Origin of the sequence: Actinoplanes sp. NPDC051343, assembly GCF_044455125.1 — a bacterium.
Lineage (GTDB): Bacteria > Actinomycetota > Actinomycetes > Mycobacteriales > Micromonosporaceae > Actinoplanes.
In genome coordinates this window covers 298,323-317,487 of record NZ_JBITEL010000012.1, presented here as the reverse complement: position 1 = coordinate 317,487, position 19,165 = coordinate 298,323, and the positions used below count along the sequence as shown (strand labels likewise).

Here is a 19,165-nt window from a genome sequence, read left to right as displayed (position 1 = left end):
GCAGACATGAAAGAAGCCCGGCCGCGCGGCCGGGCTTCTTCGTCGTTCGGTGGGTCAGTCTTCCGGCTGCTCCGGGGTGGCCGGCTCGGCGGCTGATTGGCCGTCGGCGGCTGCGGCCGGCTCGGCGGCTGCGGCGGGCTCGGGGGCTGCGACGGGCTCGGTGATCTCGAGCTCGACCGAACGGACCTCGTCCTTCACCTCGGCGACCGCGGCCGCCGGGATGCCGTCGGCCTCGATCGGGGCCGCCGACTCCATCGCCGCGCCGGCCGCTGCCGTTTCGAGCACCTCGTCGGCGTCGTCCCGGCCGGCCGGGGCGGTCGGGTCGGCCGCGTGCTCCGGGTCGCCGTGGCGGTTGGCCAGCTCGGCCGGGCCGCCGAAGAGCCGCGGCAGGGTGCCGGTCCAGGCTTCGCGCACCTCGTCGAGTTGGACCGAGAACTCGCCCTGCACGTCCAGGACCGGCTCGGCCGTGGTGACGCCGACCGGGGTGCACGCCACGCCGTACTCGGCGGCGAGCGCGGCGAACGCCTGGTCGTGACCGCGCGGGATCGCCACCAGCGCGCGCCCCGCCGACTCGCTGAACAGGTGCACGAACGCCGAGTTGTCGTCCTGCGGCAGCGTGATGCTCGCTCCCACGTTGTATCGCAGGCAGCTCTCGACCAGCACCTGGGCGAGACCGCCGTCGGAGAGGTCGTGCGCCGCCGCCACGTGGCCGGCCATCGATGCCCGGGCCATCAGGTAGCCGAGGCGCTGCTCGGCGACCAGGTCGACCTTGGGCGGCCGGCCGCCGAGGTGGCCGTGGGTGACCCAGGCCCACTCGGAGCCGGACAGCTCCGAGTGGGTCTCGCCGAGCAGGAAGAGCTGATCGCCGTCGGTGGTCTGCGGGAAGCCCATCGGGATGCGCCGGGCCACGTTGTCGAAGACGCCGAGCACGCCGACCACCGGGGTCGGGTGGATGGCGGCCGCGCCGGTCTGGTTGTAGAAGCTGACGTTGCCGCCGGTCACCGGGGTGCCGAGCTGCTGGCAGCCGTCGGCGAGACCGCGCACGGCCTCGGCGAACTGCCACATCACGGCCGGGTCTTCCGGCGAGCCGAAGTTGAGGCAGTCGGTCACGGCGACCGGCTCGGCGCCGGTGACGGCCACGTTGCGGTACGCCTCGGCGAGCGCGAGCTTGGCACCCTCGTACGGATCGAGGCGGGCGAATCGCCCGTTGCCGTCGACCGACAGCGCGACACCCAGGCCGCTCTGTTCGTCGATGCGGAGCACACCGGAGTCTTCCGGCTGGGCGAGCACCGTGTTGCCGAGCACGTACCGGTCGTACTGCTCGGTGACCCAGCTCTTGTCGCAGAGGTTGGGCGACGCCGCCATCCGCAGGAGCGTCTCGCGCAGTTCGTCGCCGGTCTGCGGCCGGGGCAGCGTCTCCGCCTTGTCGGCCTGCAGCAGGATCAGGTCGGCCGGCTCACGGATGGGCCGGGCGTAGACCGGGCCGTCGTCGGCCAGCGAGCCGGGCGGCACGTCGACGACGACGTGGTCGTTCCAGCTGATCACCAGGCGGCCGGGCGAACCGTCGCCCTGGTGGGGGGTGACCTCGCCGATCGCGGTGGCCCAGACGCCCCACTTGTCGGCGACCGCCAGCACCTGCTCGAGGTTTTCCGGCGTGACGATGAGGAGCATGCGCTCCTGTGACTCGCTGGCCAGGATCTCGGTCGGCGACATCGAGGCCTCGCGCAGCGGCACCCGCTCGAGCCACACCCGCATGCCGGTGCCGGCCGCGGCCGCGGTCTCGGTGAGCGCGCAGGTCAGACCGGCGCCGCCGAGGTCCTGGATGCCGGCGACGAGGCCGGCATCGTAGAGCTCGAGGCAGCTCTCGATCAGCAGCTTTTCCATGAACGGGTCACCGACTTGCACCGACGGGCGGCGCTGCTCGACGCCCTCGACGAAGGTCGCCGACGCGAGCACCGAGACACCGCCGATGCCGTCGCGCCCGGTGCGGGCACCGAGCAGCACGACGACGTTGCCGATGCCCGCCGCCTCCTTGTGCTGGAGCCGCTCGACCGGCAGCACGCCGATGCTGAGGGCGTTGACCAGCGGGTTGCCCTGGTAGGTCGGGTCGAAGACGATCTCGCCGCCGATGTTGGGCAGGCCCAGGCAGTTGCCGTAGCCGCCGATGCCGGAGACGACGCCGGGCAGCACCCGGGCGGTGTCGGGGTGGTCGGCCGCGCCGAACCGCAGCGGGTCCATCACCGCGATCGGCCGCGCGCCCATCGCCAGGATGTCGCGGACGATGCCGCCGACGCCGGTGGCCGCACCCTGGTAGGGCTCGACGAAGCTGGGGTGGTTGTGCGACTCGACCTTGAAGGTCACCGCGATGTCGTCGGAGATCTGGACGACGCCCGCGTTCTCGCCGATGCCGGCGAGCATGCGGGTGTTCTGCGGGACCTTCTCGCCGAACTGGCGCAGGTGCACCTTGCTCGACTTGTACGAGCAGTGTTCGCTCCACATGATCGAGTACATCGCCAGCTCGGATGCCGTCGGACGCCGGCCGAGGATCTGGCGGATGCGGTCGTACTCGTCGTCCTTGAGGCCTAGCTCGGTGTGCGGCTGCAGTTCCTCCGGCGTACTCAAAGCGCGCTGGACCGTGTCGGGCCCGCCGTCGAACTCATTGACCAGCACGTCCGTCGCGGCGAAGCCGGACGGCTTCGTTCCTGGCGCCTCGGCCGTCTCCGGCTGGGTCGTCATTTACTGTCCCCCTGCGTGCTGTCCACCCGCGGACGCCCCCGCCAGGGCCCGCAGGACGGAGGTGAAGAAGCCGAGGCCGTCGAGCGACGGACCGGTGAGCGCCTCCACCGCGTGTTCCGGGTGCGGCATGATGCCGACGACGTTGCCGGCCTCATTGGTGATCGCGGCGATGTCCCGCTGGGACCCGTTGGGGTTGCCGTTGATATAGCGGGCGACGACGCGGCCCTCGGCCTCGAGCGCGTCGAGCGTCTGCTCGTCGGCCACGAAGCAGCCCTCGCCGTTCTTCACCGGGATCAGGATTTCCTGACCGGCCTGGTAACCGTTGGTCCAGGCGGTGTCGGTCGACTCGATGCGCAGCCACTGGTCGCGGTTGCGGAAGTGCAGGTGCTGGTTGCGGGTGAGCGCGCCCGGCAGAAGGTGCGCCTCGCAGAGGATCTGGAAGCCGTTGCAGATGCCGAGGACCGGCATGCCGCCGCGGGCTGCGTCGACGATCGAGTCCATGGCCGGCGCGAAACGGGCGATCGCACCGCAGCGCAGGGCATCGCCGTACGAGAAGCCGCCGGGCAGCACGACCGCATCGACCCGATGCAGGTCGGCGTCGCCGTGCCAGAGGCGGACGATGTCGGCGCCGGCGATGCGCGCGGCGCGGGCCGCGTCCCCGTCGTCGAGTGAACCCGGGAAGGTGACCACACCGATTCGCATGGTCAGGCGTCCTCCACCTTGATCGAGAAGTCCTCGATTACTGGATTGGCCAGGAGCTTGTCGGCGATCTCCCGAGCCCGCTCGGCATCCGGCTCACCGGCGAACTCGATCTCGATCCGGCGACCGATGCGGACCGAGGAGACGTCGGTCACGCCGAGCCGGGGCAGTGCGTTTGCGACCGCCTGGCCCTGCGGATCGAGGATCTCCGGCTTGAGCATGACGTCGACCACGACGCGAGGCACGGGCACTCCTGACTGGTGAGGTGTGAGCACCGCGAAGCCTACCTTGTGAACCGGGCGCCGAAGGCATCGGCCGGTGTCGGCAGCGCGACGGTCACGGCGCTGAGCAGGCAATCTCGGTGGTGATCTCAACCACCCGTCGGTGAAGCCTTCAATAGTCATCACGTCGGGGGGATGGGGTGAGTGACGTCTTGGCGGACATCGACGCCCCCGTTTACCGTCAGGGCAGCAGCTGGGGTGCGACGTGAGGGTCGAGCTCCGTCGCGCCCCGGCGGCCCTCAGTTCTCAGAGGATGGGTGCGGGCTGATATTTGGCGGCCGAGGGATTTGCCGCCACGAGCGCGGCGATGCGCTCGGCGAGCGCCTGCACCTGCGATGGCGCCGCTCCGACGAACGCGGCCCGGTCGGCCACCAGCGAGTCGATCTCGCCGCGGCTCAGCTGGAGCCGGCCGTCGGCGGCCAGGCGGTCGAACAGATCGTTTTCGGCCGCGCCCTTTTCCCGCATCGCGAGAGCGACACCGACCGAGTGCTCCTTGATCACCTCGTGCGCGACCTCTCGGCCGACGCCCTTGCGCACCGCCGCCACGAGGATCTTGGTAGTGGCCAGGAAGGGCAGGAACCGGTCGAGCTCGCGAGCGATCACCGCCGGGTAGGCGCCGAACTCGTCGAGCACGGTCAGGAAAGTCTGGAACAGCCCGTCGGTGGCGAAGAACGCGTCCGGCAGGGCGACCCGCCGAACCACCGAGCACGAGACGTCGCCCTCGTTCCACTGGTCGCCGGCCAGCTCGCCGACCATCGAGAGGTAACCGCGAACGATCACGGCGAGCCCGTTGACCCGCTCCGACGACCGGGTGTTCATCTTGTGCGGCATCGCCGACGACCCGACCTGTCCCGGCTTGAACCCCTCGGTGACCAGCTCCTGGCCGACCATCAGACGGATCGTGGTGGCGAGCGAGGACGGCCCGGAGACGATCTGGACCAGCGACGAGATCACGTCGAAGTCGAGCGATCGGGGGTAGACCTGGCCGACGCTGGTCAGCACCCGGTTGAAGCCGAGGTGGCCGGCGACCCGCTGCTCGAGCTGGCCGAGCGCCTCGAAGTCGCCGTCGAGCAGGTCGAGCTGGTCGGCGGCGGTGCCGACCGGACCCTTGATGCCGCGAAGCGGGTAGCGGCCGATGAGGTCGTCGAGCCGCTCGTACGCGATGAGCAGCTCCTCGGCGGCCGAGGCGAACCGCTTGCCCAGCGTGGTCGCCTGCGCCGCGACGTTGTGCGAGCGGCCGGTGATCACCAGGTCGGAGTGCTCGACCGCGAGCGCGGCGAGCCGGGACAGCGTCGCGACCGCCCGGTCGCGGATCAGCACCAGCGACGCGCGGATCTGCAGTTGCTCCACGTTTTCGGTCAGGTCGCGCGAGGTCATGCCCTTGTGGATCTGCTCGAAGCCGGCCAGCGCGCTGAACTCCTCGATGCGCGCCTTCACGTCGTGCCGGGTGACGCGCTCACGCGCGGCGATCGACGCGAGGTCGACCTGGTCGACGACCGACTCGTACGCCTCGATCGCCCCGTCCGGCACCACCACGCCCAGGTCGCGCTGTGCCTTCAGGACGGCGAGCCAGAGCCGCCGCTCCATCCGGATCTTTTCCTCGGGCGACCATAGGTCGACGAGTTCGGTGGAGGCGTAACGGGAAGCAAGGACGTTCGGGATGGTCACGGGACCGATTCTTCCATGGGCTCGACCACCGGCTCCGACCGCTTGTGCGGCAGAGTGCGCACGTCACGGCTGCTCAACATGCCGATCACGGCGAGTACGACCAGCACACCGGCGCCGAACACGGTCGTCTCGACGCCGGCCAGTTTCGAGATCGGGCCGACCGCGACCTCACCGACCGGCATCGCGAGCAGCGAGCCGAGCATGTCGTAGGAGTAGACCCGGGCCAGCTTGTCGGCCGGAACGTGCTCCTGCATGGTCGTCTCCCAGGCGACCCCGAACTGCTCGATCATCAGGCCGGCCACGAAGGCGCACGGCACCAGCACGTAGACGCGGGGAAAGGTGCCGAGCGCGAGCAGCGGCAACGCGTACGGAAAGCAGGTGGCGACGCCGAAATAGAGCATGCGCCGCAGGCGCAGCCGCATCGCGATCACGCCGCCGATGATCATGCCGGCGGTCTGCGCGCCGAGGATCAGGCCCCAGCCCTGGCTGCCGAAGCTCTTGCTGGCGATCACCGGGCCGAGGACGGCCACGCCGCCGCTCCAGGCCGCATTGGCGACGCAGAAGCCGACCACCACCACCCACAGCCACTCCCGCGAGCGGAACTCGACCCATCCGGTCCGGAGATCGGCGAAGAGGTGAGGTCGCTCGACCGGTCCGGTCACTGTCGGTTGAGGTACGCGAACAAGCGCGAACGCCCCCGCGGCCAGCGCGAACGACGTGGCGTCGACGGCGATGCCCCACCCCGGGCCGACCGCGGCCACGACCACACCGGCGATCGGCGCGCCGAAGATCTGCGCCGAGTTGAGCAGGATGCGGCTCAACGCGTTCGCCTGCTGGCGGATCTCGTCCGGCACCGTTCGCGGCAGCAGGGCCGAACTGGCCGGCATCGACAGCGCCGCCGCGGTGCCGTTGACCGCGGCCAGGCCGATCAGCATCGGAATGGTCGCGGTGTGAGTGAGCACCAGGGTGGCCGCGGCGCCCTGCGAGAGCGCGGCGACCAGGTTGGAGCCGACCATCAGCAGGTGCTTGGGTAGGCGGTCGGCGAGCACCCCGCCGAACAGCAGGAAGACGACCATGAGCAGGGTGCGCGTGCCGACCACCAGGCCGAGGTCGCTGGCCGACCCGGTGATGTCGAGGACGGCGAAGGCAAGAGCGACGGCGGCGAACGAGTTGCCGAACGCGTTGATCGTGCGGCCGGCGGCCAGCGATCGGAAGGCGGGATGGCGCAGCGGAGCCAGGGCGGACATCACTTCTCCGTCTCGGGGGGAAGCATCTCGAACATGGCGACGGTGGTGCCGGTGCGGATGGTGCCGGGGGTGCGGGGCGGCTGGGCCGCGTCGTGCAGTTCCTTGATCGCGTCGTGCACCCGGGTGCGGATCGCGCGCCAGGTCTCCCGGTCGACCCAGAGCTCGGCGTCGGCGAGCAGCTTGCCCTCGGCCGGGAACCTCGTGATCCGGACCCGGCGGATCAGCTCGTCGGCGACGGCGTTGAAGTCGGCGCGCAGCCGCTCGTCCGGCACCGGGCCGAGGCCTTCCTCCCGGTGCGTGTCGTAGCGGTAGCGCTTGGCGACGCCGCCGCGGATCTTCTCCTCGCCGGCCGGGACGATCAGGCCGCCGGTGAGTAGGTTGCGCAGGTGATAGCTCGCGTTGGCGTGGCTGATGCCGAGTTCGCGGGCGACCTCGGCCGCGGTCAGGGGCGCGCCGGTGAGCAGCGACATGATCCGTAGCCGGATCGGGTGGGCCATCGCGCGGAGGGCCGCCCGGTTCTGGGTCGTCTCGTCATCCCCCAAAGACATGTTTGGGAGTCTGGCACAGAGGGAGCCGACTGTCCAACGGTCATTTGGGAGTGGCAGACTGCTCGTCGAGGCGGCATTGTCGCTAGGGTTACCGACGAGTAGGTTCCACGCCTGAAAGGTCCACCGATGACTGATTTCAACGTTGAGTCGCTCTCCGCGATCGGCCCCAAGGAGTTCGCTCAGCTCGTCAAGACCACTCCCGACTCGAAGCTCGCCGAGGTCATGGCCGGCGAGTCGCGCGGCAAGATCCTCGACGAGGTCTTCGGCCGCATGCCGACGCTGTTCCGCGCCGACAAGGCCGGCAACACCTCGGCCGTGATCCACTGGATCCTCACCGGCGGCGCCGGCGGCTCGAGCGACACCTACGAGACGGTGATCGAGAACGGCGCCTGCACGGTCACCAACCAGCCGGCCCGCGACCCGAAGCTGGCCATGACCATGGACCCGGTCACGTTCCTCAAGGTCGTCTCGGGCGACGGCAACCCGATGATGATGTTCATGACCGGCAAGATCAAGGCCAAGGGCGACCTCGCGCTGGCCGCCCAGGTCGCCAAGCTCTTCGACATCCCGAAGGGCTGACTTCCGCTGCTCCGATGCCGGCCACGGCCGGCATCGGAGATCACAGCCTGATGCGGTCCTCGACGGCGGAGAGGGCGATGTCGGTGCGATAGTGCGCGCCGTCCAGGCGTACCCCGTCGGCCAGGGCGTAGGCGGCCTCGCGCGCCTCGGTCAGGTTCGCGCCGGTGGCGGTCAGGCTCAGCACCCGGCCGCCGGCCGAAACCAGGGCGCCGTCGGCACGGCGGGCGGTGCCGGCGTGAATGACGCCCGGGCGCTCCGCGCCCTCGATCACATCGCCCGTACGCGGGGTCGCCGGATAGTCCTTACCGGCCACCACCACCGTCACCGCCGCGCCCTCCCGCCAGCGCAGCGGCGGATGAGCCGCGAGCGTCCCGGTCGCAGCCGCGCTGAGCAGGCCGCCCAGCGGCGTCTCCAGCAGCGCCAGCACGACCTGGGTCTCCGGGTCGCCGAACCGCGCATTGAACTCGATCACCTTCGGCCCGTCCGGGGTGAGCGCGAGTCCGACGTAGAGCAACCCGGCGAACGGCGTCTCCCGCTTGCGCATCTCGGCCAGGGTCGGCTCGACCACCTCGCGCATCACCTGCGGAACCAGGTTGTGCGGCGCCCAGCTCAACGGCGCGTACGCACCCATGCCGCCGGTGTTCGGCCCGGCGTCGCCGTCGGCGAGCCGTTTGAAGTCCTGCGCCGGCATCAGCGGAAGCGCCGCCGTGCCGTCGGTGACCACGAACAGCGAGACCTCGGGACCGGGAAGATATTGCTCGATCACGACCTTGCCGCAGTCGGCGGCGTGCTTCGCGGCGGCCGCGCGATCGTCGGTGACGACGACGCCCTTGCCGGCCGCGAGCCCGTCGTTCTTGACCACGTAGGGCGTGCCGAGGTCGTCGAGCGCGCGCCGCACCGCCGCCTCGTCGGTGCACGCGTAGGACAGTGCGGTCGGCACCCCGGCCGCCGCCATCACGCCCTTGGCGAACTCCTTCGAACCTTCGAGCTGGGCCGCGGCCGCGCTCGGGCCGAAACAGGCGATGCCCTTGGCGCGCACCGCGTCGGCCACCCCGGCAACCAGGGGCGCCTCCGGTCCGACCACGACCAGATCGGCCGTCAGCTCGACCGCGAGGGCCGCCACGGCGGCCGGGTCGGTGGCGGTGACCTGGTGCAACTCGGCGACCTGGGCAATGCCCGGGTTGCCGGGCGCGGCGGCCAGGAAGTCGACGGACGGGTCGGCGGCGAGGCCGAGGGCGATCGCGTGCTCGCGGCCACCGGAACCGATCAGAAGTACGCGCACGGCCGTGGATCCTACCGGCGTCTCCTTCCGCACGTCGCGCAGCTGGGCCTTCGCGTAAACTTCGGCAGTACCCGGGCTTCCCCGAGTACGACCCGTTCGACGGAAGGCGTCACGGAAGTGCCGGTGATCGTGATGGTCGGCGCCCAATGGGGCGACGAGGGCAAGGGCAAGGCCACTGACCTGCTGGGAGACCGGCTCGACTACGTGGTCAAGTTCAACGGTGGCAACAACGCGGGTCACACTGTGGTGATCAACGGCGAGAAGTACGCGCTGCACTTGCTGCCCAGCGGCATTCTCACCTCGGGTGTGACCCCGGTGATCGGCAACGGTGTGGTGGTCGATCTCGGTGTGCTGTTCCAGGAGATCGACGGTCTCGAGGCCCGCGGCATCGACACATCCCGCCTGCGCATCAGCGCCAACGCGCACGTCATCCCGTCGTACAACCGCTCGCTCGACAAGGTCAGCGAGCGTTACCTGGGCGCCCGCCGCATCGGCACGACGGGCCGCGGCATCGGCCCGACCTACGCCGACAAGATGAACCGTCTCGGCGTCCGGGTGCAGGACCTCTTCGACTCCTCGATCCTTCGTCAGAAGGTCGAGGCCGCACTGAGCTTCAAAAACCAGGTGCTGTCGAAGATCTACAACCGCCAGGCGGTGAAGCCCGACGATGTCGTCGCCGAGCTTCTTTCGTACGTCGAACGCCTGCGGCCCTATGTGGGCGACACCGCGCTGGAGCTCTCCGAGGCGATCGACGCGGGCAAGGTCGTGCTCTGCGAGGCCGGCCAGGCCACGCTGCTCGACGTCGATCACGGCACCTACCCGTTCGTGACCAGCTCGAACGCGACTTCGGGCGGGGCGTGCACGGGTTCCGGCATCCCGCCGACCCGCATCGACCGGGTGGTCGCGGTGCTGAAGGCGTTCACGTCGCGGGTCGGCGAGGGACCGTTCCCGACCGAACTGCACGACAAGTTCGGCGACTACCTGCGCGAGGTCGGCCACGAGTACGGCACGACGACCGGCCGCCCGCGCCGCATCGGCTGGCTCGACCTGGTCATCGGACGCTATGCCCAGCGCATCAACGGGGTCACCGACTTCGCGATGACCAAGTTGGACAATTACGACGACCTGGACGAGATCCCGGTCTGTGTGGCCTACGACGTCAACGGCGTACGCCACGACGAGATGCCGATCAACCAGACCGACTTCCACCACGCTGTCCCGATTTACGAGACGCTGCCCGGCTGGAAATCCGACATCTCCGGCTGCCGCCGCTTCGAAGATCTCCCTAAGGACGCCCAGCGCTTCGTCGAGTTCGTCGAGGAACGCATCCGGGCCCGCATCTCGATCGTCGGCGTCGGCCCCGGCCGCGAGGCGGTCATCGAACGCCACTCGGTGCTGAGCGGATCCTGACGTGTACGACGTCGTCATCCTTTCGCTTGCCGAGGGTTCCGGGTCGTGCGGGTCCTCTTGTGAAGGCGCCTGCTCGGCGCTGGAACGCGACCCGTGTGCCCCGCGGGTGCCGGTGCTGCGCTGCGCCGAGGCGCTGACCACGGCCGGCGCCCGCGTCGAGACGATCACCGCGAGCTCCGACGCCGAGATCGACGAGGTGATCGCCCGATTCGACGGCGCACCCCGCACCGACGGCCTGACCTGGCCCGACGCGGACAGCAAACTGCGGCTGGTCGTCGCTTCGGCCAGCGACGGACAGCTACGCGCCGTCGTACGCCGGCTGGTCCGGAGGTACGCGCCCCCGCCGAGCAAGCGACCGGTCGATCTGGCTGAGGACCGGACCGTTCCCGACCTGCCGCCACTGGCGATCCTGCCGCTCGACCCCTCCTCGGTCGACGACCTTGCTTCCCAGCTGGGCCTGCCCCGCACGCCCGAAGCGGTTGCCGCCGCGGTCCTCGACGGCTCGGTCCGGCGCCTCGACCTGCTACGCAACGACGGCGGATCGGTCACCGTGGACGGTGCCCTGGTGGGCGGGGCGGGCGCCGACGGGCGCGCACTGCCCTGGCGCGGACGCGTCGAGGTCGACTCGACAGTCCTGTCCGACGGCAGCGACCCGATCATGGCGTGCGCAATCGGCAACGGCGGCGCGTACGCCTCCGTCGACGGCTTCCAGCTGCTCGCCGACGGCAACCCGACCGACGGCCAGGTCGAGGTCGCGGTCGCCGTCCCCCGCGTGATCAAGCAGCGCTTCCGCAGCGCCAAGGTGCAGATGGAGGTGCGGCGAGCCCGCGGCCGCGCGGTGTCCGTACTCCCCCGCGACGGCGAACTCCCCTTCCTCGACGACGGAGTGGCCGGCTCCCTCAACCGCAAGCGTTCGTGGTGGACCGAACCCGGAGCCTGGGCGGTGTACGCAGGCTGACCGGCTGTGTCAGTGTTGAGATAGAAGGACATAGGTCTACGGGGAGGATCATCCGTGGAGGACGAGCACGCCGACCGCGTCTACGTCCCGGGCAACAACCCCACGCCGCCCGACCGTGACGTGGAACCGTTCTGGGCCGAGGACGAGCTGGAAGCGCCCGTGCACGGCCGGCCCGTACCCCACGAGGCGCCACCCGCCATCCCTCTCCAGCCGCAGGGCGGGGTCTATCGACCGGGGGCGATCCCGCAGCAGCCGGTCCATCCCCCGATCCCGAACCCGCCGCAGCCCTTCCCGGCCCAGGCCTTCCCGGCCCAGCAGCCGGCTTCCGCCCCGCCCACCCAGGCGTGGCCCAATCTGGAACCCGGCGCCAACGGCTTCGCCGACCCGTCGACCGGCTACGCCCCACCCCAGCCGCTGTCCCCCGACCCGTCGGGCGCCTGGGCACCCGGCCAGCCGGACGCCTCCGCCGGGCCCGGATCGGCGCAGCCGGATGCCTCCGCAGGGGTCGGCCCGTCGGGCGCTTGGGCGACACCAGGCCAGACGGGCGCGCAGAACCCCGGAGCCGGCCAGGACCACGGTGGACCCGGGACCGACTACCCGTCGGGCGGCCACAGCCGTCGTGAGCTCGGCGCCGGCCAGCCGACCGCCCACCCATCCGCCGGAGCGCACGTCCGGGCACACTTCACCGCCGACCCCTCCGGCGCCCACCCGCGGCCCGACCTCACGGCCGACCCCTCCGGCGCCCACCCACGGCCCGACCCGACGGCCGACCCCTCCGGCGCCCACCCGCGGCCCGGCCCGACGGCCGATTCCTCTGGCGCCCACCCGCGGCCCGACCTCACGGCCGACTCCTCCGGGGGTCACCCGCGGCCAGATCTGACCGCCCACCCCTCTGGGGGCTTCACGGTGTCTCCGTTTGCCGTCACGCCCACCTCGGGCTCGTCGGCGACACCCGTGTCCGGAGCCGGCGACGACGGCGAGCCGAGTGCCGGCCACAGTGATTCGCCCTGGTCGCAGCCGCCTCACCGCCCCGCGGCGGCCGCCGGAACCCCCGGCCCGACCGAAGCGCGGGCGACCGCCTCGGCCCCGGTTCCGGGTGCCGACCGGCCGGGCTACTACCCGGCCGTGATGCCCCGCGAGGCGCCCGACGACGCTTCGACCGACGGTGCCCACAACGGTGCGATCTATCGCCCGCAAGCGCCGGCTTCGGGCTCGGCTTCCGGCCCGGTCTACCGCCCCGGAAACTCCACCGCGGCCCCTACCTCCGGACCCGCCGCCGCACCAACTTCCGGCCCGGCGGCCACACCAACTTCCGGCCCGGCGATCACACCCAGGTCCGGCCCCGCGACCGCACCCAGATCCGACGCCGCGACCCCACCCACGTCCCGCTCCGCGACCGCACCCACGTCCCGCCCCGCGACCGCACCCACGTCCGGCCCGGTGACCTCGCCGACTTCCTGGCCGGGGATCTCTCCCGCTCCGAGGTCGGCAGTTGCCCCGACCACCGGGTCCGCTCACGGCAGTGCGCATGTGCCGACCCCCGCCGGCCCTCAGTCCGCGCCGCCTGGCGCCGGCCGACAGGGCCAGACTCCGACCGCCGGGATGTTGCCGCCTGCTTCAGCCGCCCACCCAGCCCGACCCGGCATGCCGCCCCAGCCCGGCCCCAACCCCGGCGCTGCCGGGACCACTCAGCCTCATCTCACCGCGCCCGGCACAGCGCAACCCCACCCAGCACCGCCCGGCACAGCGCAACCCCACCCAGCACCGCCGGGCACAGCGCAACCGCAGCCCGCACCGCCCGGCGTGACTCAGCCGTACCCCAACCAGCCCTATCTCCCGCAACCGCAACCGCAACCGCAAGCCGCGGCCCAACCCCACCCGGCCCCACCCGGAGTCGCCCACCCGGGCACCTACGGCCCGCCCGGCCCCTATCCCCCCACCGTCGACCCCCGGGCCCTGCCGCCCCACCCCCAGATCAACCAGGGCACCGACCCCACCGCACCCCCCAGCCCGAACGCCGACCCGTTCCAGGACCTCCCCTGGGTGTCCGACACCCCGACGGCCGAGGAGTTCGCCCGGCGGCGGATGGCCAAGCAAGCCGAGCCGACCGCGACCATGGGCGCGCGGGCGCTGCTCCGTAAGGGCACGATGGGCCTGGTCAAGCTGGCGCCGAGCAAGCATGAGGTCGAGTTCAAGCAGGATGTCGAGATGGTTCGGCGCAACTTCGGCGGGCTGCGGCAGGTCACCGTGGTCAACCCGAAGGGCGGTGCCGGCAAGACGATCGCCGTGTTGTTGCTGGCCATGACCTTCGGGCAGAAGCGCGGCGGCTACGTGCTGGCCTGGGACAACAACGAGACCCAGGGGACGCTGGGCATGCGGGCGCAGCAGGACTTTCACGCCCGTACGGTGCGGGACATGATGCGTGACCTGCACCTGTTCCGGCACGCGCACGGCGGCCGCGTCGGCGACTTGTCGCAATATGTGCGGGCGCAGGGCGAGGGTATGTTCGACGTGCTGGCCAGCGACGAGAGCGCCACCGCCGGCGAGATGCTGACGGCCAGCGCGTTCGCCGAGATCCGCGAGATCGTGAGCCGGTTCTACAAACTGATCTTTGTGGACACCGGCAACAACGTCCGGGCGCAGAACTGGCAGGCGGCGATGGACGCCACCGACCAGCTGGTGATCACGATGTCGGCTCGTAACGACTCGGCCGAGACGGCCGCCCGCATGCTCGATCACCTGGAGCAGAGCGGCCGCCAGCGTCTCGTACGGCAGGCGGTCAGCATCGTCTCGATGCCGCCGACCCGCAAAGATATCGACCTGCCGGCGATCCAGCGGCACTTCGCGGCCCGCACCCGGGCCGTGCTGCTCGCGCCGTACGAGAAGCTGATCGACTCCGGCGAGCCGCTGCGCTACGGCCAGTTGTCCACCAACACGAAGGACGCCTGGCTCAAGATCGCGGCAGCGGTCGCCGAAGGCCTGTAGAAGAGCCGAAGGCCTGTAGAAAAGCGGAAGGCCTATAGAAGATCAGGCAAGGGCGTCGGCGGCCGCCGGGTCGCTGTCGCGCAGGAACTGGGCGCATCGGGCCGCCTCGTCGGCCTCGCCGATCTCGGCCGCGGCCTTGGACAGCGCGTACAGGCTGCGCAGGAAACCCTGGTTGGGCTCGTGCGACCACGGGATCGGCCCGTGACCCTTCCACCCGTTGCGGCGGAGGGCGTCGAGGCCGCGGTGGTAACCGGTCCGCGCGTACGCATAAGCGGTGACCGGCTCACCCGCCTCGAGCGACTCGGTGGCGAGGGCGCCCCAGGCGCCGCTGAAAGCGGGATGGGCCGCCGCGGCGGCCTTGAGTGCCTCGGTGGTCCCGGCCGCGAGAGCGTCGGCGAGGGCCTGGTCAGCCGCCTGATCGGCGGGAAGCAAGGTGGCCGGGGGCTCGGGAAGGAGGTTTTGCATGTCCTCATTCAACCGGGCCGACCGGCGCGAATTCCCCCGGGGCCGAAAACCGATGATCTCAGTCCCAGGCGTCACCGAGACGGGTCAACCGATCCCGATATTCGATGCGCTCGCACCATGCGGGCGGCCACGCTGCCATCCCGAGTGACGCTCCCGCGAACGACCCGGCCAGGCACGCGATCGAGTCGGAATCACCTGACGAGGCTGCCCCGCGGGCCACCACCGCCACCGGGTCATCGGGCGAGATCAAATAGCAGTAGAGCGCGGTCGCCAACGCCTCCTCGGCCACCCAGCCGGCCCCGGTGACCAGGCACGGATCGCCCGCGAAGCGTTCGGCCGCCAGCCCTTCGGCGACCCGGTCGAGCGCCGCCGCCGACTCGTCCCAGCCGAGCGCGATGAATTCTTCCGCCGACCGGGCCGTCGACCGTTTCCACAGGTCACCGAGCCAGTCGCCGCGGTAGACGGTCCGCTGCCGGGCGCTGCGCGCCCGCAGCGCGGCCACCAGGTCTTTCGGCGCCAAGCCACCGCGTAGCAGCTTGATTGCGTACGCGGTGAGCTCGCTCGCCGCCAGCCCGGTCGGATGCCCGTGCGTGAGCCCGGCCTGCAACTGGGCCCCGCCCGCGACCTCGTCGTCGCTCAGCCCGGGCACCAGCGCGACCGGCGCGACCCGCATGTTGGCCCCGCAGCCCTTGGACCCGATCTGGCTCGCCTGGATCCACGTCCGCCCTTCGGCCAGCAGAGCGCACGCCCGCAGGCAGGTCATCCCCGGTGCCCGGTTGTTCTCGGGGCCGGCGGCCCACGCCACGAACGTGTCCCGCCAGGCCGGCCCGAGCGCCTCGGGGGTGAAAGCCCCGGCGGTCAGGATGCCCTCGCCCACCGCGAGCGTCATCTGGGTGTCGTCGGTGACCAGCGCCGGGTTCCCGGTCAGCTCACGGGGACCGGCCGGGCCGTGCTGGGCGACGATCTCGGCGTACGTCTGAAACTCGGTGGGCTTGCCCAACGCATCGCCGTAGGCGAGGCCGAAGAGCGTGCCCGAGGCGGTCTTCCGCATGGTGGCTACCCTACGTGCATGCCCGTGGATCTCCCCTTTGACGACACTGCCTTGGAAGTCGAGTCGCGGGCCGAACTCGACCTGCACCTGGGCCGCCGTTCGCTGGCCGGCCTGGTGATTCTCGGGCTTCGCCTCGATCTGGATCCGCCCGATTTTGCCGGCGTCGACGTTTCCGACACGCTCTTCGTCGGCTGCCGTCTGGCCACCGCCGACGTCGAGATCGACCTGATCCGCCGCGGGGCGCACCTGGTGCCGCCGTTCGACGCGCGGCCCTACCCGACCCATCCGGCGACCCTCTACACGCCCGAGGACCTGGCCTTCGGATTTGCACAGGGCGGCTTCGCCGGCATGTACGACACCCAGGTCTACCAGCACTTCCTGGAGCACGGCGGCGCTACCCCGGACATCCGGGAGGCGCTCGCCCAGCGGCTGCACGACGCCGGCATCGACAATGCGCTCGGCAAGGCGGTCGGCGCGTGGATCAACACCCACGGGGCGAAGCGCGCGGTCGGCATCATGGGCGGCCACGCCGCCCCGCGCGGTTCCGACGCCTACCGCATGGCGGCCACCCTGGCCTGGCGGCTGGCCACGATCGGCCGTCTGATCGTGACCGGTGGCGGTCCGGGTGTGATGGAGGCGGCCAACCTCGGTTCCTATTTCGCGGCGCGCCCGGCGACCGAGTTGCGCTCGGCGATCGACCGGCTGGCCGCGGCGCCGCACTTCGACGACCACGACCCGTACACGGCGGCCGCGCTCGACGTCCGCGCGGCCTACCCGGCGCCGCCGACCGCGGCCACCGACGTGCTGGGCAAGCTGCGGCACGGCGGCCTGGCGCTGCCGACGTGGCTCTACGGTCACGAGCCGGCCAACCTGTTCGCCGGGCAGATCGGCAAGTACTTCTCGAACGCGGTCCGGGAGGATTCGATCCTGCGGCTGTCGCGGGGCGGGATCGTCTTCGCGCCGGGCTGGGCGGGCACGGTCCAGGAGATCTTCCAGGCGGCGACGAAGACCTTTTACCAGACCGACGGGCCGTCGGGTGCGTTCGTCTTCCTGGGCCGGGCGCACTGGCGTGACCTGCCGGTGGAGGCGCTGCTCCGGCCGTTGCTGGCCAAGTCGCCGCACGGCGACCAGTCGCACCTCGTCGTCGTCACCGATTCCCTCGACGAGGCGATGGCCGCGCTGTCCACCTGAGCGCTAGGCGACGTGGACCCGGCGCCAGTTGGTCGCGGGCAGTTCGTCCTCGGGCACGTCGGTCAGGCCGTTCTCGTCCATCGCGTTGTAGATCGCCAGCCGCGCGCCCTCGAAGAGGAACTCGACCGCGTGCAGGATCCGCGGCCGCCAGTCGGCCACCGTGATCAGTTCGATGATGTTGACCGCGCGGAGAACCTGGCCGCGAGCATTACGCAGGGCCGTGTGCGGGTCGGGCCGCCAGTCGAAGTGCTCGTACCAGTCGATGGGGACGTTCATGTCGATCTGGTCCCAGGTGATCGCGCACTCGTCGAACTTGCGGTGGGTGATCTCGACGTTGGTCGTGCCGAAGTCGAGGATGACCGGGCCGTCGGCGAACCAGCCCCGCTCGGCCATGTCCCACATCAGCCAGCCGGAACGCAGCTTCCGGCCGATGAGCCGCACGAACCGGGTGCGATGGACGGCCGCGAGAGCCTCGGCGTCGTGGTGCCACGCCGGTTCATAGCCCTCGATACCGAGCACGATCTTGAACCTCCGTTTCGAGAGGGACGATCGTACCCACGCCTGGACGGGGTCCGGCAACACGAACGGGCCGGTCCCCGCTAACGAGGACCGGCCCGGACGGAGGACTACTTCGAGAGGCTCGTGCCCGTCGAACGCAGGTTCTCGCAGGCCTCGACGACCCGCTTGGCCAGGCCGTTCTCGGCCAGCTTGCCCCACGCGCGCGGGTCGTACGCCTTCTTGTTGCCGACCTCGCCGTCGATCTTGAGGACGCCGTCGTAGTTCTTCAGCATGTGGTCGGCCACCGGCCGGGTGAACGCGTACTGCGTGTCGGTGTCGATGTTCATCTTGACCACGCCGAAGTCCAGAGCGCCGTGGATCTCCGACAGCAACGAGCCCGAGCCGCCGTGGAAGACCAGGTCGAACGGCTTGTCCTTGCCGTACTTGGCGCCGACCGCGTCCTGGATCTCCTTGAGGATCTCGGGGCGCAGCTTGACGTTGCCCGGCTTGTAGACGCCGTGCACGTTGCCGAAGGTCAGGGCGGTCATGTAGCGGCCCTTCTCGCCCAGCCCGAGCGCGGCGGCGGTGGCCAGCCCGTCCTCGATCGTCGAGTAGAGCTTGTCGTCGATCGCGGCCGAGACGCCGTCCTCCTCGCCACCGACCACGCCGACCTCGATCTCGAGGATGATGTGCGCGGCCGCGGCGTCCTTGAGGAGGTCCTCGGCGATCTGCAGGTTTTCGTCGACCGGCACGGCGGAGCCGTCCCACATGTGCGACTGGAAGAGCGGCGCGCGACCGTTGGAGACGCGCTCCTTGGAGATCGCGAGCAGCGGCCGGACGTACTTGTCGAGCTTGTCCTTCGGGCAGTGGTCGGTGTGCAGCGCGATGTTGATCGGGTAGTTCTTGGCGACCTCGTACGCGAACTCGGCCAGGGCGACCGCACCGGTGACCATGTTCTTGACCGTGGGGCCGGAGACGTACTCCGCGCCGCCGGTGGAGATCTGGAGGATGCCGTCGCTGCCGGCCTCGGTGAAGCCCTGCAGGGCCGCGTTGAGAGTCTGCGAGGACGTCACGTTGATCGCCGGGTAGGCGAACGCGCCGGCCTTGGCGCGGTCGAGCATCTCGGCGTAGACCTCGGGAGAAGCGATGGGCATCGGTGCGCTCCTTGCTCAGTTGCGTCTTGAAGAAGATCTAGAGAACCAGGACCGCGCTGTCCTCCATCCGGCAGTATTCCGCAGCCGCCGACGGCGAGGGAAACCGCCCCGAAACTCGCTCCGGGAATTCCCGCCGCACTCGACCGTCGACGTGTCACCTGAGCGGCCGGTTTGTGCTATTGAGGACGGGGGAAGGAGTCGGACATGACCTACCCGGAGAACGCCGACCTGGAAACGCCGATCGAGGACGCGGCCGAGCAGGCCACGAGCGCCGTCCCGGAACGGCCGGACGAAGAAGAAGAGAGCGACGACGGGGCGCGGGTGGTCGACCTCGACGACGAATACCGCTGAGCCGACGGTCGCCCGCTTCGGTGCCGGTGTTTCCACAGGAATCGAACAGGTACCCGCCGGTG

The 19,165-nt window shown here is 70.7% G+C and carries 17 protein-coding genes; 6 read left to right on the top strand and 11 right to left on the bottom strand.

Annotated features, from left to right (window positions below; all coding sequences use genetic code 11):
* Positions 1-54 precede the first annotated feature (54 nt).
* The 6 genes from purL to ACIA5C_RS35220 form a co-directional block, all read right to left on the bottom strand.
* The gene (gene purL / locus ACIA5C_RS35245) at positions 55-2,736 is read right to left on the bottom strand and encodes a phosphoribosylformylglycinamidine synthase subunit PurL (protein ID WP_396062820.1); all 2,682 of its coding nucleotides are present in this window, start codon (positions 2,734-2,736) and stop codon (positions 55-57) included.
* Complete coding sequence (purQ, locus tag ACIA5C_RS35240; RefSeq protein WP_396062920.1) at positions 2,737-3,444, bottom strand: phosphoribosylformylglycinamidine synthase subunit PurQ; 708 nt, start codon at positions 3,442-3,444, stop codon at positions 2,737-2,739.
* Entirely contained in the window at positions 3,441-3,680 is a 240-nt protein-coding gene (gene purS / locus ACIA5C_RS35235; protein ID WP_396062818.1) for a phosphoribosylformylglycinamidine synthase subunit PurS, read from the bottom strand. The genes purQ and purS overlap by 4 nt, the downstream gene beginning before the upstream one ends.
* Before the next feature lie 282 nt (positions 3,681-3,962).
* Positions 3,963-5,384: an adenylosuccinate lyase gene (purB, locus tag ACIA5C_RS35230; protein ID WP_396062816.1), complete on the bottom strand. Its 1,422-nt coding sequence runs from the start codon at positions 5,382-5,384 to the stop codon at positions 3,963-3,965.
* Complete coding sequence (locus tag ACIA5C_RS35225) at positions 5,381-6,631, bottom strand: MFS transporter (RefSeq protein ID WP_396062814.1); 1,251 nt, start codon at positions 6,629-6,631, stop codon at positions 5,381-5,383. Before ACIA5C_RS35225 ends, purB begins: the two co-directional genes overlap by 4 nt.
* On the bottom strand, positions 6,631-7,179 hold the full coding sequence (locus tag ACIA5C_RS35220) for an ArsR/SmtB family transcription factor (protein ID WP_396062812.1): 549 nt from the start codon (positions 7,177-7,179) through the stop codon (positions 6,631-6,633). Before ACIA5C_RS35220 ends, ACIA5C_RS35225 begins: the two co-directional genes overlap by 1 nt.
* Positions 7,180-7,305: 126 nt before the next feature.
* Between ACIA5C_RS35220 and ACIA5C_RS35215 the strand changes: the two genes are divergently transcribed.
* Positions 7,306-7,758 (top strand): SCP2 sterol-binding domain-containing protein, encoded by a 453-nt coding sequence (locus ACIA5C_RS35215; RefSeq protein ID WP_396062810.1) that lies wholly within the window; start codon positions 7,306-7,308, stop codon positions 7,756-7,758.
* Positions 7,759-7,798: 40 nt separating this feature from the next.
* Here ACIA5C_RS35215 and purD read toward each other — a convergent pair whose 3' ends face one another.
* Positions 7,799-9,040, bottom strand: a complete 1,242-nt coding sequence (gene purD, locus ACIA5C_RS35210; RefSeq protein ID WP_396062808.1) for a phosphoribosylamine--glycine ligase — start codon at positions 9,038-9,040, stop codon at positions 7,799-7,801.
* 117 nt (positions 9,041-9,157) lie between these two features.
* On the opposite strand from purD, the gene ACIA5C_RS35205 reads away from it, so the two are divergent.
* The 3 genes from ACIA5C_RS35205 to ACIA5C_RS35195 all read left to right on the top strand — a co-directional run bounded on the left by ACIA5C_RS35205 (position 9,158) and on the right by ACIA5C_RS35195 (position 14,393).
* Positions 9,158-10,450 (top strand): adenylosuccinate synthase, encoded by a 1,293-nt coding sequence (locus ACIA5C_RS35205; protein ID WP_396062806.1) that lies wholly within the window; start codon positions 9,158-9,160, stop codon positions 10,448-10,450.
* 1 nt (position 10,451) lies between these two features.
* The gene (locus tag ACIA5C_RS35200) at positions 10,452-11,408 is read left to right on the top strand and encodes a diacylglycerol kinase family protein (protein ID WP_396062804.1); all 957 of its coding nucleotides are present in this window, start codon (positions 10,452-10,454) and stop codon (positions 11,406-11,408) included.
* Between the two features lie 1,182 nt (positions 11,409-12,590).
* Entirely contained in the window at positions 12,591-14,393 is a 1,803-nt protein-coding gene (locus ACIA5C_RS35195; protein WP_396062918.1) for a chromosome partitioning protein, read from the top strand.
* Between the two features lie 42 nt (positions 14,394-14,435).
* Here the strand turns inward: ACIA5C_RS35195 and ACIA5C_RS35190 are convergent, their stop codons facing one another.
* On the bottom strand, positions 14,436-14,858 hold the full coding sequence (locus ACIA5C_RS35190) for a DUF3151 domain-containing protein (RefSeq protein ID WP_396062802.1): 423 nt from the start codon (positions 14,856-14,858) through the stop codon (positions 14,436-14,438).
* A 58-nt stretch (positions 14,859-14,916) separates the two neighbouring features.
* Positions 14,917-15,909: an ADP-ribosylglycohydrolase family protein gene (locus ACIA5C_RS35185; RefSeq protein ID WP_396062800.1), complete on the bottom strand. Its 993-nt coding sequence runs from the start codon at positions 15,907-15,909 to the stop codon at positions 14,917-14,919.
* Between the two features lie 18 nt (positions 15,910-15,927).
* Between ACIA5C_RS35185 and ACIA5C_RS35180 the strand changes: the two genes are divergently transcribed.
* A complete protein-coding gene (locus ACIA5C_RS35180; protein WP_396062798.1) occupies positions 15,928-17,100 on the top strand; it encodes an LOG family protein in 1,173 nt (390 codons plus the stop codon).
* A 3-nt stretch (positions 17,101-17,103) separates the two neighbouring features.
* Here the strand turns inward: ACIA5C_RS35180 and ACIA5C_RS35175 are convergent, their stop codons facing one another.
* On the bottom strand, positions 17,104-17,619 hold the full coding sequence (locus ACIA5C_RS35175; protein ID WP_396062796.1) for a hypothetical protein: 516 nt from the start codon (positions 17,617-17,619) through the stop codon (positions 17,104-17,106).
* A 107-nt stretch (positions 17,620-17,726) separates the two neighbouring features.
* Positions 17,727-18,752, bottom strand: a complete 1,026-nt coding sequence (gene fbaA / locus ACIA5C_RS35170) for a class II fructose-bisphosphate aldolase (RefSeq protein ID WP_396062794.1) — start codon at positions 18,750-18,752, stop codon at positions 17,727-17,729.
* 204 nt (positions 18,753-18,956) lie between these two features.
* Here fbaA and ACIA5C_RS35165 point away from each other — a divergent pair, with 204 nt between their 5' ends.
* Entirely contained in the window at positions 18,957-19,103 is a 147-nt protein-coding gene (locus ACIA5C_RS35165; protein WP_396062792.1) for a hypothetical protein, read from the top strand.
* Positions 19,104-19,165: the final 62 nt, after the last annotated feature.

Excerpts from the sequence above, each read along its gene's own strand:
- ACIA5C_RS35185 (WP_396062800.1), bottom strand. The coding sequence starts at position 15,909 with ATGCGGAAGACCGCCTCGGGCACGCTCTTCGGCCTCGCCTACGGCGAT.
- ACIA5C_RS35225 (WP_396062814.1), bottom strand. The coding sequence starts at position 6,631 with ATGTCCGCCCTGGCTCCGCTGCGCCATCCCGCCTTCCGATCGCTGGCC.
- ACIA5C_RS35180 (WP_396062798.1), top strand. The coding sequence starts at position 15,928 with ATGCCCGTGGATCTCCCCTTTGACGACACTGCCTTGGAAGTCGAGTCG.
- ACIA5C_RS35215 (WP_396062810.1), top strand. The coding sequence starts at position 7,306 with ATGACTGATTTCAACGTTGAGTCGCTCTCCGCGATCGGCCCCAAGGAG.
- ACIA5C_RS35190 (WP_396062802.1), bottom strand. The coding sequence starts at position 14,858 with ATGCAAAACCTCCTTCCCGAGCCCCCGGCCACCTTGCTTCCCGCCGAT.
- ACIA5C_RS35220 (WP_396062812.1), bottom strand. The coding sequence starts at position 7,179 with ATGTCTTTGGGGGATGACGAGACGACCCAGAACCGGGCGGCCCTCCGC.
- ACIA5C_RS35165 (WP_396062792.1), top strand. The coding sequence starts at position 18,957 with ATGACCTACCCGGAGAACGCCGACCTGGAAACGCCGATCGAGGACGCG.
- fbaA (WP_396062794.1), bottom strand. The coding sequence starts at position 18,752 with ATGCCCATCGCTTCTCCCGAGGTCTACGCCGAGATGCTCGACCGCGCC.
- purL (WP_396062820.1), bottom strand. The coding sequence starts at position 2,736 with ATGACGACCCAGCCGGAGACGGCCGAGGCGCCAGGAACGAAGCCGTCC.